This is a genomic window from Stenotrophomonas sp. Steno-Z1 (assembly GCF_056393175.1).
The window spans coordinates 1,196,547-1,210,186 of the sequence record NZ_JBWJPB010000001.1 but is presented as its reverse complement, the minus strand read 5'-3'; the positions used below and the strand labels follow the sequence as shown (position 1 = coordinate 1,210,186).

The following is a 13,640-nucleotide window of genomic DNA, read 5'->3' as shown; positions in this document are numbered from 1 at the left end:
GTCAGGTACGGCGCGCCAGACAGCCCGGGCGCGAAAGCGGGCACCGCATTGATCGGCAACTATAGCGTGGCTCCATGACGAATGTGCGGCCCTGGACAACAGGGCCCCTGCATCCGGCCTGAATTGGCGCCGCGGCGTCGCCCTCTAGAGACCGGTGTAATCGGCACAGTCCGGCAACGGCGAATCGGGTTGGTAACGGGCGCCATCGAAGTGCAGGACGCGCAGGAACGAGCAGGCCGCCACGGTCTCGGTACGCAGGTCCTTGCGCCGCAGCGGCGGCTTGGCCAGCGAATCCTCGCGCCGCGAGACGCCCGCCGGGTAGCGGGTGGCGGTGGTGCGGTAGCGCAGCACCGGCATGCCCTGCCCGGCCGGGTCCAGCGTCACGTCCGCCGAGAAGGTGTACTCGTCATGGCAGGCACCCGCCCGCTGCGTGGTGTCGGCTGCGCTGAAACAGGCCCGGATCGACGCGTTGCCGTCAGCGGGCAGGACCAGCACGTCCGCGTCCACCTGGACGCCGTCGTCCTGGTGGTAGATCCGGGCCAGCCGCACCGTTGAGGCACTGGCACCGCCGCCGGAGTAGCCGGTGGTGGCTTCGTCGAGCACGCCGACCAGCACGTTCTGCAGCTGTGCCTGGGCCGGATCGGCCGGCACCTGCGGCGCACCGATGCCCGGCGCCATGCGCACGATGAACGGCCATGGCCGCACGCTTCCGGACTCGGTGAGGCCGGTCAGCGGCACAAAGCGCATGCGCGGCTCGGCGTCGCCGGCCACATGATGCTCCACCTCCAACTGGGCGGTGCCGTCCCCGGCATCGGCGCGGGTACGCACGCACCACTGGTGGTCGGCACTGCAGTAACGCGGCGAGGCATCGCGATCATCGGCGTCCGGCGCGGTCGTCGCCGGTTGCTCGATCAGCGCCTCCAGCCGGTTGCCGGCGCGGTCGGCAAACCCATCGGCGGGGCGGGCGGCGAGGGCCGCGTCAGTGGCCAGCGCAAGCAGCGCGAGCAGGGTCAGACGGGAGAACAACGGGTCACGCTTCCTTGCCATGGATCGCATCCTGCGCGCCGCAGGGCGCGTGTCGAGAGGCGGCATGATAGCCCAGCGATGCGGTGGCTCAGCGCACGCCGTCCAGCGGCCCGTCCGCACCGGTCACCGCGGCGCATGCGTGATCCTGCAGTTCTTCGCCGCTGGCATCGTTGCCGGCGGCCTCGTCCATGCGCGTGGCCAGCAGCAGGAAGCCGGGCTGGCCGTCACGGTCGTGTGCGCCGCTGACCACCAGCGACCAATGGCCCATGTCCTGCGCGCCGGCCAGTTCACCGGCCAGCAGCTGGATCGGGTCCACCTGCAGCGTCGCCCCCTGCACGCGGCGCGCCTGGTAAACATGGCCGCGCAGCGGCTCCGGCAGTGGCTTCCAGCGCGTATCGATGCCCTCCCCCATCCGCGCCAGCTGCGCCAGCACGTCCGCGCGCAGGCAGTCGATGTGGATGTGCAACTGGTGCTGCGAGCGCCCATGTGGCGAGTTCAACGCCAGGCTGGCCACCTCGCGCGGCAACGGCCGTCCCAACGCCAGCGCGGTACGCCAGCGTGCGTCCCACGCACTGGCGAAGTAATTGGGCGCGCCGGCGCGCAGCAGCGCGGGGCTCTCGATGCCGCTCACCTTGTCCAGCGGCATCAGCAGGAACTGGTAGTCCCCGTGCGCGTCCTTGAACACCACGTCGCGGCGCGCCGGCGCTGTCTCCACCGCCAGGCAATCGCCCCGGGGCGTGCCCGGCCCGATGCAGTCGCGCTGGATCAACCCCCACAGCGCATCCGGGTTCGGTGGCGGCTTGGCCGGCGCCACCGGCGCGGGCGTGGCACAGCCCACCAGCCACGCACACGCGATCAACCACACCGAACGTACCCTCACCATCGACCCCCTCGCCCGCTCAGTAGGTACTGAACGGCACTTCCACCACCAGCGCCGGGGCGCTGCCGGCGGGCTGCAGGGTATAGCGGTCGAGCGCACCGTTCTCGTCGGCGAACGGCAGCGACGTGAACTGCAGGCGGTAGCGGTCCGCGCCCAGGGTGAGCGTGCCGGACGCGTCCATGCCGGCATCGGCCGGCAACAGCAGCCCGCCCAGATCGCTGTAGGCCTCGGGTGCATCGCTGTAGGCATAGTCGACCAGGTCGTCGACGCGCTTCATCGCGTAGACGTGCGGTTCGCCACGGCGACGGTTGTAGGCCTCGTCCCCGGTCAGGTCGGCGATCCAGACGCCAGGCAGCCGGTAGCGGGTTTCAAGCGCGATCGCGTCCAGCCGCGGGCTGTCCACCACCAGGCAGCACACCACGCGTTTGGACTCGCGGTCCAGGATGGCGAAGCGATCGCCCTCGGTCGCCGCGCGTGGCAGCACCGCGAACGGCACGTCGCGCAGCATCGGCTCGGCCCCACTGGCCGAATGCAGGTTGCGCCAGCCGCCCACCAGCGGCTCGGCCGCCGACGCGGCGGAGGTGCCCACCAAGGCAGCAGCCAACAGCAGGGCCAGGCGGCCTGCGAACATCCCCTCGAACATCATCATCATCCATCGCGTCTTCACATTGCCGCGACACTATGCGCCAGCGGCTCGGAGGGAGCAATGCTGGCGTGCCGGGCACCGTTCGCGCGATCATCGGCGCTGCCACGCAACGGATTGCCCATGCCCCTTCCCCACCCGCTCCGGATGCGACTGCATCCCGCCTGTCTGTCACTCACCGCGGCGATGCTGCTTGCCGGTTGTGGTGCGGCACCGCTGCCGCCGCCGGCGCCGGCGACAGTGCCCGCCGGGGCCGCGACCGTGCCCGCGACTGCGCCCGCCAGTGCGGCCTTCCAGACCTTGCCTGGGTTGTCCGCCGCCCAGGCGCAGGCGCTTGGCCTGGGCGGGAAGCGCATGCCGGTGCGCTTCCGCGATCGGCATGGCGAGGGCCTGCTGGTAGTGGAACGCGCCGACCGCGAAGAAGCCGACCCGGACACCCCCGGCGACACCCTCGCCGTCGCCGTGCTGAGCGCCACCCTGCTCGAGCGCACCGACGCGCCGGGCTACCGCCAGCGCTGGCAGCGCGAGATCCGCGTGCCCTGCCCGGGGCTGGACCTGGACGCCGGCTGGCTGCTGGACCAGGTGGGCGCCACCGATCTGGACGGCGATGGGCAGGCGGAAATCACCCTGGCCAGCCACACCTTCTGCGGCGGCGGCGTGGACCCGCAGGCGATCCACATCACCCTGATCGACGGCGCGCGCAGCTACGGCATCGAAGGCGAGTCGCTGGTCAGCCTCCCCGGGGAGGAACCGTTCGGCGGCGAGCGCCAGGACGACCCCGCGCTGGCCGCTGCGCCGATCGCGTTCCGCCAGCACCTGGACGCCGTGTGGGACGCGGTGCGGGTGCTGCCGGTGCCAGACGGCGACAACGATGGCAACGGCGACGCCCCGTAAGCGCCCGTCAGCCGATCACGATGTAGTCGCTGGCCAATGCGATGCCCAGGTGCGGGCCGGGCAGCAACTGTACGTAGCGGCCGCCGACCTGGTCGATGGCGATGCAGTCGTCCACGTCCAGCAAGGCGTCGGTATGCGGCTTGATCCAGCTTGCATCGCGGCGCTGCCGGGCCTTGCGCCGGGCCTCCCCGTCGTCGTCGGCGACCAGCAGCAGGTAGTCGTGCGCTTCGCCGAGCGAGTGCGGCACGTAGCCGCCCAGGTTGACGAAGTACAGCCGCGGCGCGCCTGCCGCCGGCGCGGCATCGCCGAAGCGCACCTGGTAGCCGTCGATCCCGTCCACCGCCAGCCAGCCATCCACGTGCAGACCCTTGGCCTGGCCGAACCAGTCGCGGCGCAGCTGCGGGTAGGCGTCCTCGATCCGCTCGACGTTGGCGAAGGCCACGTCATGGATTTCGATCCGCGCCTGCGGGTGGCGCCCGCCCAGCATGAACACGTGCAGCACTGCGCTGTCTCCCGGAGTGTTTCCAACGGGCCGTAGTGTAGCCCCGCGCCCACGCGGCGCAGGGGCCGGCGGTGGTATCTTCGGCAGCAGACCCCGCAGGAGCGACCACATGCCAGCCCTTTCCCGCCTCGTGGCCCCCACCCTCGCCGCCATGTCCAGCCTGGCGCTGGGCGCCTGCGTCAGCACCCCCGGACCGGAGGTCAAGGGACCCGGGCTGTGCAAGGGCGGCGGCCTGGACTGGGCCGTCGGCCAGCCGGCCAGCGAAGCCACCATGCGCAAGCTCTCCGCACAGAGCGGCGCCGGCCTGGTCAATCCGATCGGTCCCGGCACCATCACCACCCGCGACCTCCGCCAGGATCGCCTGCGCGTGTTCATCGACAAGGACAACGTGATCACCGCCGTACGCTGCGAGTAGCGCCACGCCACGCGTGGCTGCGCCATCCGGCGTCGGCGATCCCGCGCGGCCCCCAAGGGGGCGGCGCTACGGCTTGCAGCCGCCCCAGCCGTGCGTCTTCGGGGTCTGGCCGATGCCGGGATTGAACACGTTGGTGGGGTCCAACCCGCGGTAGAACGCCGCCAGCGCCGGCTTGGCCGGATACAGGTGGCCGACATTGTGCTCGGCCGGGTATTCCGCGCCGCGCTGGTCCAGCAACGCCCACATCGCGTGTTCGATCGCCAGCGGATCTTCGCCCTTGCGTACGATGTAGTCCTGGTGGAACACGTGGCAGAAGAAATGCCCGTAGTACAGCTTGCCGGCCAGCCGCGCATCCAGTTCGGCCGGCAGCTGCTCCACCCACTGCCGGTCGTCGCGGCGCAGCGCCACGTCCAGCGCCACGATGTCCTGCACCGTATCGCGATGCACCGCGCGATAACGCACCGCCGCGCCGGCGACCGCGAAACGATGCAGGAAGGCCTTGCGTCCTTCCTCGGGCGTACAGCGGAAGAAGTCACCCTCGCGCTGCTCCAGGCAGCTGCGCAGGAACGCCTCGGTGGCCGCCGCATCCAGCGCGGAGACCTTCAGCAGCAGGTGGTGCTCGTAACGGTCACGGAACTGCGTCATGCGTGGCGGCAGGTGGTCCGGCAGCCGCCGTACCAGCGCCTGGATCACCCGGTCGGTGACCCCGCGCAGACCGATCGACTCGAACGCCCCGTCGATCCGGCTCTTCAGCGCGAATGCCGCCGGCACCCGCGCCGTGCCCAGCCGATCGATCAGCAGGAAGGTGTCCTTGCCATAGCGCGCACCGATGTCGAAGGCCTCCCGATGCAGGTATTCGCCGGAAATCGGCAGGCGCTCGAAGGCGGTCAGCAGGTGCCGGCGGATCCCGGTCAAATCCTCCATCGCGTTGCTGCCGATGTAGAACACCTCCGACGGCTCGCGCGCGAAGGTATCCAGGCGCACCGCGAACACCGCCAGCTTGCCAGCCGAACCGGCCGCTTCGTAATGGCGCGAGGGATCGGCGTTGTAACGGGCCGGCGTCGGCGCGTCGACCTGGCGCACCTGCGCGGCGTACCGCGGATCGGCGGCGGCGCGTCCCGTGGCATTGTCGACATCGGCCTCGCGGTAGTCGCCGCGCTGCAGCCGGTCCAGGATCTGCTCCGGGTCATCACCCAGGGCGATGCCCAGGTGGTTGACCAGCTGCATCCGCCCCTGCGCATCCACCTGGGCGAACAACGCCATCTCGGTGTAGGCCGGCCCGCGCCGCACCAGCGCACCACCGGAGTTGTTGCAGACCCCGCCCAGGACCGAGGCGCCGATGCAGGACGACCCGATCACCGAATGCGGCTCGCGGTCCAGCGGTGCCAGCACCTGCTCCAGCCGGTCCAGGGTGGCGCCGGGCAGGCATACCACCTGATGGCCCGCGTTGAGCAGCTGGATGCCGGTCAGGCGCAGCGTGTTGATGATCACCACCGGGCGATCGTAGTCGCTGCCGTCCGGCGTGGAGCCGCCGGTCAGCCCGGTATTGGCGGCCTGCATGATCACGATTGCCTGGGCCGCCACGATCGCCTGCAATACGCGCCACTGCTCCACCAGCGTGCCGGGGCGCACCACCGCCAGCACCGGGCCGTCGCCGAAACGGTAGCCCGTGCGGAACCGCCGGGTCGGCCTGTCGCCGCTCAACACGTGCGCGGCGCCGACGATGTCGCGCAATCGCGCCAGCAATCCCGCCGTGCTGTCGCCCGCACCGCTCATGGCGCACCTGCGGCGCGGCGGCTGGCGTCCACCAGGGAATCGCGACTGATCTCGGCGATGGTGCGGGCGCCGGTCAGCGTCATCGCCACGCGCATCTCCCTGGCGAACAGGTCCAGCAGATGGGCCACGCCCTCCTCGCCCCGTGCCGCCAACGCGTAGACGAACGCGCGGCCCAGCAGCACGCTGTCGGCGCCCAGCGCGAGCATGCGCACTACGTCCAGCCCGTTGCGGATGCCTGAATCGGCCAGGATCTTCAGCTCGCCCTTGACCGCATCGGCGATCGCCGGCAGTGCCCGCGCACTGGACAGCACGCCATCGAGCTGGCGCCCGCCGTGGTTGGACACCACGATGCCGTCAGCACCGAAGCGCACCGCATCGCGCGCATCCTCGGGGTCCAGGATGCCCTTGATCACCATCGGCCCGGTCCAGAACGCGCGGATCCATTCCAGGTCCCGCCACGAAATGGAGGGGTCGAAGTTGTCGCCCAGCCAGCCGATGTAGTCGGCCAACCCGGTCGGGCTGCCGCGGTAGGTGGAGATGTTGCCCAGGTCATGCGGGCGGCCGCGCAGGCCCACGTCCCAGGACCAGCGCGGATGGGTGAGCGCCTGCAGCATGCGCCGCGCCGCGGCATTGGGACCACTCATGCCCGAGTGTGCGTCGCGGTAGCGCGCGCCCGGCGTGGGCATGTCCACGGTGAACACCAGCGTGGTCACCCCGGCCGCCCTGGCCCGCTCCAGCGCGTTGCGCATGAAACCGCGGTCCTTGAGCACGTACAGCTGGAACCACATCGGCCGCTCGATCGCCGGGGCCACTTCCTCGATCGGGCAGACCGACACGGTGGACAGGGTGAACGGGATGCCGCGGCTGGCCGCCGCACGCGCCGCCTGCACCTCACCGCGACGCGCATACATGCCGGTCAACCCGACCGGTCCCAGTGCCACCGGCATCGCCAGCCGCTCACCGAACAGCTCGGTCTCCAGGCTCAGCGCGCCCATGTCGCGCAGCACCCGCTGGCGCAGCGCGATATCGGCCAGGTCGGCCACGTTGCGGCGCAGCGTGTGTTCGGCGTACGCGCCACCGTCGATGTAATGGAACAGGAACGGAGGCAGCCGGCGCTGGGCGGCGGCACGGAAGTCGGTGGAGGCGGAGATGATCATGGCGGTCAACGGTGGGCAGCAGGGAGCCGTGAGGCGCGTGCGCGCCGGGCGTCGTTGTCGTCGAGCGTGCGCAGCGCGGCGTGCACGTATTCCAGGTGCGCGTGCGCGGCGGCACGCGCACGCTCGGGGTCGCCGGCCAGCACCGCCTCCATCATCTCGCGGTGCTGCGCCGACAGCGGCTCGGACGTGCGCGGGGAGGCAAAGAGCATGGCGCGGCTCTGCGAGATATTGGTCTGCAACAGCTCGAACAGGCCGCGCATCACCTGCAGCAGCACCAGATTGTGCGCCGCCTCGGCGATGGCCAGGTGGAAACCGGCATCGGCGCGCGCCTCACCCGCCGGATCGTCCCGGCCATGCGCGGCCATGAGCGTGTCGAACGCGGCGCGGATACGCGCATGATCGGCATCGGTGGCGCGCAACGCGGCATGCCAGGCGGTCGCACCTTCAAGTGCGTGGCGGATCTCGAGCACGTCGAAACGGTAGGCTGGATCGCCCTGGAACACCGGCAGGTACGGCAGCAACGGTGCATCGATGGTCGCGCGCGCCTGCGCCGTCGGCTCGCTCACGAACGTGCCGCCGCCCACCCGGGCGGTGAGCATGCCCTGGCTGGACAGCTGCGCGATCGCCTCGCGCAGCGCGGTGCGCGACACGCCCAACTGCACGGCCAGCGTGCGCTCGGCCGGCAGCCGGTCTCCGGGCTGCAACTGCTGCGCGTGGACCAGCGAGCGCAGCTGCGCGGCCACCCTGTCGGAGACGCGATCGGCCTTCATGCCCTCACCGGCAGGCGCGTGCGTCCATGGCTGGGAGGGGTTACATCCAGGACGTGGCGGGACTGCATCGGCGGATCTCATCAGAAACGGAGGGCGGCCGGTGCGCGAAGACACCGGCCGGGATGCCCGCCGGGCCCCGTCATTGGTATTACCAATAATCCGCGTTACCCGGGAGGCGCCCGCGAAGCATATCGACTTCGCGGCACCTGCCCATTAAACCACAGCGCAGTCACCCGTGATTGGTAGGACCATTAACTGCAGCCGCAGTCGCTCGCCGGCCCTTTCAGTTCCACGCCATTGCCGTCGGGATCGCGCAGGTAGACCGACACCCCATCCCCTTCCGCGCCGAAGTGGCTCTCCGGCTTGCCGCTCAATGCCACCCCGTGCGTCTGCAGGTGCGCCCGCAACTGCTCCACATCGAAGGGCTCCACGCGTAGGCACACATGCTCCAGGTTGCGCCCTTCGGCACCCGCCGCCGCCCCGCCCGGCTTGCCCAGCTTTCCATCGATGCCGATCAGGTCGATCATCGATGCCCCGGCATGCAGGTGCACCATGCCCAGTGATGGCCGCTCGCGCGCCACCGTGCAGCCGAGCACATCGCGGTAGAAGGCCACGGCGCGCGGCAGGTCCTGCACGCGCAGCACCACGTGGTCGATACGTTGGATCTCGAAGGGGCGATCGCTGCTCATGAGGACTCCAGTTTCTTGGCGACACGGCTGAAGACCGCCAGCACGATCAGGCACAGGATGCTGACGCCGATGGCGATCACGTACTCACCGATACCCACCGCGATGCCGATCGCGGCGGACATGATCAACGAACTGGCCGTGGTCAACCCACTCACCTGGTCATCGCGCGTGCCGCGCAGGATGGTGCCGGCGGCGACGAAGCCGACGCAGGCCACCACCGCTTCGATCAGTCGCACCGGATCAACCTGCAACAGGTCGCGGTAGCGCTCCTGTTGGAAGTGTTCGGCAATGCTGTCGCCCAGGCCCACGATCAATGCCGCAGCGCCGGCGATGAGCATGTGCGTGCGCAAACCCGCCGCATGCTTGCCCATCTCGCGCTCGATGCCGATCAGCCCGCCGAACACCATCGCTGCACCTATCCGCAGCAATATCGATAGATCCTGTTCCCATCCCATCCACACGTCCTCGCCTGTTCGCTCCAGCCTTGCGCGAGCGCCGTGGCAAGCCCGTGAAGGGACGCGTGAGGTAGGCGTGCACGGTCATGCGGCGTTGTGGCTGCCGCATGACCGGTGCGGGACCCGGCTTACTGCGCCAGGTAGCCGCCGTCGATGGCGTAATAGGTGCCGGTGGCGAAGCTCGCATCGTCACTGGCCAGCCAGGCCACCAGTGCCGCCACCTCGTCGGGCTGGCCGAGCCGGCCCAGCGCATGCTTGCCCTCCAGCGCCTTCTTTACCGTCGGGTCCATCTTTTCCAGCAGCGGCGTGGCGATGAAGCCCGGGCCCACCGCGTTGACCCGGATCCGGTCGCCGGCATGCTCCCAGGCCGCGGTCTGGGTCAGCCCCACCACGCCATGCTTGGCCGCCACGTAGGCGGCCGAATTGTTGAAGCCCACCTGGCCCAGGATCGAGGCCATGTTGATGATGCTGCCGCCCTTGCCGGCCGCGCGCATCGCCTGGATCTGCGCGCGCTGGCACAGGAAGACGCTGGTGAGGTTCACATCGATCACCCGCTTCCAGCCGTCCACCGGATAGTCGCCGCTGCTGGCGGACGGACCGCCGATGCCGGCGTTGTTGACGGCGATGTCCAGGCCGCCCAAGGCCTGCACGGTCTGCTTGACCGCCGCCTCGACGGCCTGCTCGTCGGTGACATCCAGTGCGATGCCGATCGCCTTGGCACCCTTGGCGCGCAGCGCGTCGGCCGTCTTCTGCACCGCGTCGTCCTTCAGGTCCCACACCGCCACCGCCGCGCCGGACGCGGCCAGCAGTTCTGCGGCGGCCAGGCCGATGCCCGACACCCCGCCGGTCACGATCGCCACCTTGCCCGTGAGCTGATAATCAATCATCGCGTTGTACCTCTGGTTGGAAACTGCCGGCAGGCATCGCCTGCACCTGGCACGACGGTACGCCTGCGAGGCGTTACAGAACGTGCACGCGGGACGTCGCAACAATGCTTCCCATCGCTGCAACGCAGCTGCCCCTATGCTGGTTCGCGTACATCCACATCCTGTCTGTCCACGCTGCACATCCGGCAGCGCCCTCCCCCAAGGTATTGCACATGACTTCTTCCAGTGACGGCCCGTTGTTCACCCCCACCCGCCTCGGCGCGATCGCGGTGGCCAACCGCATCGCGATGGCACCGCTGACCCGCAATCGTGCCATCGAAGGCCGAGTACCCAATCCGCTCGCCGTCCAGTACTACGCCCAGCGCGCCAGCGCCGGCCTGCTGATCGCCGAGGCTACGCAGATCAGCCCGCTCGGCCAGGGCTATCTGGACACGCCCGGGATCTACAACCAGGCCCAGATCGACGCGTGGAAGAAGGTCACCGATGCGGTGCACGAGACTGGCGGCAAGATCGTGCTGCAGCTGTGGCACGTGGGCCGCATTTCGCACACCAGCCTGCTGCCCGAAGGCCAGGTGCCGGTGGCGCCGAGCGCGCTGCAGGCCAAGGCGAAGACCTTCACCGCCAAGGGCTTTGAAGATGTCTCGGTGCCGCGCGCACTGGACCTGGAGGAGATCCCGGCGTTGATCCAGGACTACCGCCAGGCCGCACGCAATGCCATCACCGCCGGTTTCGATGGCGTGGAGGTGCATGCGGCCAACGGCTACCTGATCGACCAGTTCCTGCGCGACGGCAGCAACCATCGCACCGACGCGTACGGTGGCAGCATCGAGAACCGCACCCGCCTGCTCGATGACGTCGTGCGTGCGATCGCCTCGGAAATCGGCGCCGAGCGCACCGGCGTGCGCCTGTCCCCGGTGACCCCGGCCAACGACGCCCACGATTCGGACCCGCAGCCGCTGTTCGAGCGCGCCGTCGAGCGCCTGGACGCGATCGGCCCGCTGGCCTTCATCCACGTCATCGAAGGGGCCACCGGTGGCCCACGCGACAACATCGCGTTCGACTACGCGGCGCTGCGCGCGAAGTTCAAGGGCGCGTGGATCGCCAACAATGGCTACACCAAGGACACCGCCGAAGCCGCCATCGCCTCCGGCTATGCCGACGTGATCGCCTTCGGACGCCCCTTCATCGCCAACCCCGACCTGGTCGAACGCCTGCGCCTCGGCGTAGCCCTGTCCGAGCTGGACCCGGACACGCTGTACGGCGGTGGCTCGCACGGCTACACCGATTACCCGAGCGTCTCAGGCGCATGACACGGCCCCAGACCCCGTAGAGCCGACCGTTGGTCGGCTGCGCCCCGCAAAGCCAACCGTCGGCCGGCCGTACCCCGGTAGAGCCGACCGTCGGTCGGCTGCGCCCGTAAAGCCAACCGTCGGTCAGCTGTACCCGTAGAGCCGACCGTTGGTCGGCTGCACCCATAAAGCCAACCGTCGGCCGGCCGTACCCCGTAGAGCCGACCGTTGGTCGGCTGCGCCCATAAAGCCAACCGTCGGTCAGCTGTACCCGTAGAGCCGACCGTTGGTCGGCTGCACCTATACCCGTAGAGCCAACCGTCAGTCGGCTCTGCGCACTCAATACACCGGCAGCGAAATGAAACTCGCCTGCTGCGGCGCGTGCCACACCTGCTGCGTCGCCTTCTGGTAATCGCCCGGCTTGGCCAGGTAGATGTTCGGCACGAAGGTCTGCGGATTGCGGTCGTACAGCGGGAACAGGCTGGACTGCACCTGCACCATCACCCGATGGCCCGGCTGGAACACATGGTTGGCCGTCGGCAGGCCGAATCGGTAATCCAGCACCTGGTTGCTCGCAATCGCCTTCGGATCGCTGAAGCTCTCCCGATAGCGCCCCCGGAAGATCGCCATCGACACCGCCAGTTCGTAGCCGCCCATCTCCGGCGTGGACGGCGTCTGGTCGGGATACACGTCGATCAGCTTCACCACCCAGTCGGCATCGGTACCGGTCGTGGAGGCCTGCAGGTTCACCTGCGGCGCGCCACCGATGCGCAGCGGCTCGGTCAGTGGTTCGCTGACGAAGGTCAGCACGTCCGTGCGCCCATCCACGAAACGCTGGTCCTTGACCAGCCAACTGGTCCACATGTCACGATCGGCGAAGCGCACCGGCCGCGGCACGAACGGTACCGGCTTGGCCGGGTCGGCCACGTACGCCTCGTAGGTGGCCTCGCCTGGCTGCGGTGCCTCGAACGACAGCTTGCCGCCGGCGCGCAGGTACAGCGGCTTGCTCTGTGCGGCGGTGCGCGGCCACTGCTGCAGCGTGTCCCAGTGGTTTTCACCGGTGTTGTAGATCAGCACCGGCGGCGTATCGGCCTTGGCCGCGCCATCCACCAGGTATTGGTCGAAGAACGGCTTGAGCACGTCGCGCCGGAACTGCAGCGCGGTATCGCCCTCGAACTTCAGCGCGCCCAGGTTGCTGCCGTCGTAGTTCACCTGGCTGTGCCGCCATGGGCCCATCACCAGGTAATTGAGCGTGTTGCTGCTGTCGCGTGGTTCCATCGCCGCATAGCTGTGCACCGCGCCCCACATGTCTTCCTGGTCCCACAGGCCCTGCAGCCACATGGTCGGTACCTTCAGCGGCGTCTTGGCCATCTGCGCATCCAGCGCCTGTTCCTGCCAGAACGCGTCGTACGCCGGGTGTTCCACCAGTTTGTGCCACCACGGCAACTGGTCCAGCCCGTTGGCCTTGGCGTAGTCCCCGGCCGACCCGGCACGCAGGAAGGTGGTGTAGTCGTCATAACCCACGCTGGGAATCGACGGACCCTTGCCGCGTTTGGCCAGCTGCCCGGTGAAATAGCCGAAGTTGACCTGGCGGAACGCACCGTAGTTGAGCCAGTCGTCGCCCATCCAGCCGTCGATCATCGGGCTCTGCGGCGCGGCCACCTTCATCGCCGGGTGCGGGTTGGTCAGCGCCATCACCACGGTGAAGCCTTCATACGATGAGCCCAGCATGCCCACCTTGCCGTTGCTCTCCGGCACGTGCTTGACCAGCCAGTCGATGGTGTCCCAGGCGTCGGTGGCATGGTCCACCTTGGTGCCGTTGAGCGGGCCGCGCAGCGGCCGGGTCATCACGTAATCGCCCTCGGAGCCGTATTTGCCGCGGATGTCCTGGAACACCCGGATGTAGCCGCCGTCGACAAACACCTCATCACCCTGCGGCAGGATGTCGCGCATGTTGGGCGAGTCGATGCGCTTGGCGCGGTTGGCCGCGTCGTAGGGCGTGCGGGTCAGCAGGATCGGGGCGTTCCTGGCGCCCTTGGGCACCACGATCACCGTGTAGAGCCTGGTGCCGTCGCGCATCGGCACCATCACCACGCGCTTGTCGTAGTTGTCGTTGGCCGTGGGCGTCACGAACCCCTTGGCCGGGATATCCGGGGTCATCGGCGAGGTCTGCGCCGACACACTGGCGGCAACCATGAGACTCAACAACACGACAGGCACGACACGAACACGCATGGGCTCTCTCCCGGCAGGTGGT

General features: G+C 69.2%; 14 protein-coding genes. 3 read left to right on the top strand and 11 right to left on the bottom strand.

What is annotated here, in order from left to right:
- Positions 1–144: 144 nt before the first annotated feature.
- The 3 genes from AC06FD_RS05335 to AC06FD_RS05325 all read right to left on the bottom strand — a co-directional run bounded on the left by AC06FD_RS05335 (position 145) and on the right by AC06FD_RS05325 (position 2,549).
- Positions 145–1,047: a hypothetical protein gene (locus tag AC06FD_RS05335; protein ID WP_478077175.1), complete on the bottom strand. Its 903-nt coding sequence runs from the start codon at positions 1,045–1,047 to the stop codon at positions 145–147.
- Between the two features lie 67 nt (positions 1,048–1,114).
- Positions 1,115–1,906: a CDP-diacylglycerol diphosphatase gene (locus tag AC06FD_RS05330; RefSeq protein WP_478077371.1), complete on the bottom strand. Its 792-nt coding sequence runs from the start codon at positions 1,904–1,906 to the stop codon at positions 1,115–1,117.
- A 19-nt stretch (positions 1,907–1,925) separates the two neighbouring features.
- Positions 1,926–2,549: a decarboxylase gene (locus AC06FD_RS05325; RefSeq protein WP_394162246.1), complete on the bottom strand. Its 624-nt coding sequence runs from the start codon at positions 2,547–2,549 to the stop codon at positions 1,926–1,928.
- Between the two features lie 123 nt (positions 2,550–2,672).
- On the opposite strand from AC06FD_RS05325, the gene AC06FD_RS05320 reads away from it, so the two are divergent.
- Positions 2,673–3,443 carry a M949_RS01915 family surface polysaccharide biosynthesis protein gene (locus tag AC06FD_RS05320; RefSeq protein ID WP_478077174.1) on the top strand — a complete coding sequence of 257 codons (771 nt, stop codon included), beginning with the start codon at positions 2,673–2,675 and terminating at the stop codon, positions 3,441–3,443.
- A 7-nt stretch (positions 3,444–3,450) separates the two neighbouring features.
- Here AC06FD_RS05320 and AC06FD_RS05315 read toward each other — a convergent pair whose 3' ends face one another.
- Positions 3,451–3,945, bottom strand: coding sequence for a DUF1543 domain-containing protein (locus AC06FD_RS05315; protein ID WP_259202895.1), 495 nt, complete (start codon positions 3,943–3,945; stop codon positions 3,451–3,453).
- A 109-nt stretch (positions 3,946–4,054) separates the two neighbouring features.
- Between AC06FD_RS05315 and AC06FD_RS05310 the strand changes: the two genes are divergently transcribed.
- Positions 4,055–4,360, top strand: a complete 306-nt coding sequence (locus tag AC06FD_RS05310) for an I78 family peptidase inhibitor (RefSeq protein ID WP_478077173.1) — start codon at positions 4,055–4,057, stop codon at positions 4,358–4,360.
- A gap of 66 nt (positions 4,361–4,426) precedes the next feature.
- Here AC06FD_RS05310 and dld read toward each other — a convergent pair whose 3' ends face one another.
- From dld to AC06FD_RS05280, 6 genes are all read right to left on the bottom strand, one after another.
- Positions 4,427–6,136, bottom strand: a complete 1,710-nt coding sequence (dld, locus tag AC06FD_RS05305; protein ID WP_478077172.1) for a D-lactate dehydrogenase — start codon at positions 6,134–6,136, stop codon at positions 4,427–4,429.
- Positions 6,133–7,293: an FMN-dependent L-lactate dehydrogenase LldD gene (lldD, locus tag AC06FD_RS05300; protein WP_478077171.1), complete on the bottom strand. Its 1,161-nt coding sequence runs from the start codon at positions 7,291–7,293 to the stop codon at positions 6,133–6,135. Before lldD ends, dld begins: the two co-directional genes overlap by 4 nt.
- A gap of 5 nt (positions 7,294–7,298) precedes the next feature.
- Positions 7,299–8,063, bottom strand: coding sequence for a transcriptional regulator LldR (gene lldR / locus AC06FD_RS05295; protein WP_478077170.1), 765 nt, complete (start codon positions 8,061–8,063; stop codon positions 7,299–7,301).
- Between the two features lie 251 nt (positions 8,064–8,314).
- Positions 8,315–8,752: a VOC family protein gene (locus AC06FD_RS05290; protein ID WP_259202900.1), complete on the bottom strand. Its 438-nt coding sequence runs from the start codon at positions 8,750–8,752 to the stop codon at positions 8,315–8,317.
- The gene (locus AC06FD_RS05285; protein ID WP_310439164.1) at positions 8,749–9,207 is read right to left on the bottom strand and encodes an MgtC/SapB family protein; all 459 of its coding nucleotides are present in this window, start codon (positions 9,205–9,207) and stop codon (positions 8,749–8,751) included. Before AC06FD_RS05285 ends, AC06FD_RS05290 begins: the two co-directional genes overlap by 4 nt.
- Before the next feature lie 128 nt (positions 9,208–9,335).
- Complete coding sequence (locus AC06FD_RS05280; protein ID WP_449334432.1) at positions 9,336–10,094, bottom strand: SDR family NAD(P)-dependent oxidoreductase; 759 nt, start codon at positions 10,092–10,094, stop codon at positions 9,336–9,338.
- Between the two features lie 212 nt (positions 10,095–10,306).
- Here AC06FD_RS05280 and AC06FD_RS05275 point away from each other — a divergent pair, with 212 nt between their 5' ends.
- Positions 10,307–11,404: an alkene reductase gene (locus AC06FD_RS05275; RefSeq protein WP_478077169.1), complete on the top strand. Its 1,098-nt coding sequence runs from the start codon at positions 10,307–10,309 to the stop codon at positions 11,402–11,404.
- Positions 11,405–11,722: 318 nt separating this feature from the next.
- On the opposite strand, the gene AC06FD_RS05270 is transcribed toward AC06FD_RS05275, so the two are convergent.
- On the bottom strand, positions 11,723–13,618 hold the full coding sequence (locus AC06FD_RS05270; RefSeq protein ID WP_478077168.1) for a CocE/NonD family hydrolase: 1,896 nt from the start codon (positions 13,616–13,618) through the stop codon (positions 11,723–11,725).
- Positions 13,619–13,640: the final 22 nt, after the last annotated feature.

What these genes read in the sequence shown, in the direction of transcription:
- AC06FD_RS05270 (WP_478077168.1), bottom strand. Translation starts at nt 13,618, where the DNA reads ATGCGTGTTCGTGTCGTGCCTGTCGTGTTGTTGAGTCTCATGGTTGCC.
- AC06FD_RS05320 (WP_478077174.1), top strand. Translation starts at nt 2,673, where the DNA reads ATGCCCCTTCCCCACCCGCTCCGGATGCGACTGCATCCCGCCTGTCTG.
- AC06FD_RS05335 (WP_478077175.1), bottom strand. Translation starts at nt 1,047, where the DNA reads ATGGCAAGGAAGCGTGACCCGTTGTTCTCCCGTCTGACCCTGCTCGCG.
- lldD (WP_478077171.1), bottom strand. Translation starts at nt 7,293, where the DNA reads ATGATCATCTCCGCCTCCACCGACTTCCGTGCCGCCGCCCAGCGCCGG.
- AC06FD_RS05280 (WP_449334432.1), bottom strand. Translation starts at nt 10,094, where the DNA reads ATGATTGATTATCAGCTCACGGGCAAGGTGGCGATCGTGACCGGCGGG.
- lldR (WP_478077170.1), bottom strand. Translation starts at nt 8,063, where the DNA reads ATGAAGGCCGATCGCGTCTCCGACAGGGTGGCCGCGCAGCTGCGCTCG.
- AC06FD_RS05290 (WP_259202900.1), bottom strand. Translation starts at nt 8,752, where the DNA reads ATGAGCAGCGATCGCCCCTTCGAGATCCAACGTATCGACCACGTGGTG.
- AC06FD_RS05275 (WP_478077169.1), top strand. Translation starts at nt 10,307, where the DNA reads ATGACTTCTTCCAGTGACGGCCCGTTGTTCACCCCCACCCGCCTCGGC.
- AC06FD_RS05310 (WP_478077173.1), top strand. Translation starts at nt 4,055, where the DNA reads ATGCCAGCCCTTTCCCGCCTCGTGGCCCCCACCCTCGCCGCCATGTCC.
- AC06FD_RS05325 (WP_394162246.1), bottom strand. Translation starts at nt 2,549, where the DNA reads ATGTTCGAGGGGATGTTCGCAGGCCGCCTGGCCCTGCTGTTGGCTGCT.
- dld (WP_478077172.1), bottom strand. Translation starts at nt 6,136, where the DNA reads ATGAGCGGTGCGGGCGACAGCACGGCGGGATTGCTGGCGCGATTGCGC.
- AC06FD_RS05285 (WP_310439164.1), bottom strand. Translation starts at nt 9,207, where the DNA reads ATGGGATGGGAACAGGATCTATCGATATTGCTGCGGATAGGTGCAGCG.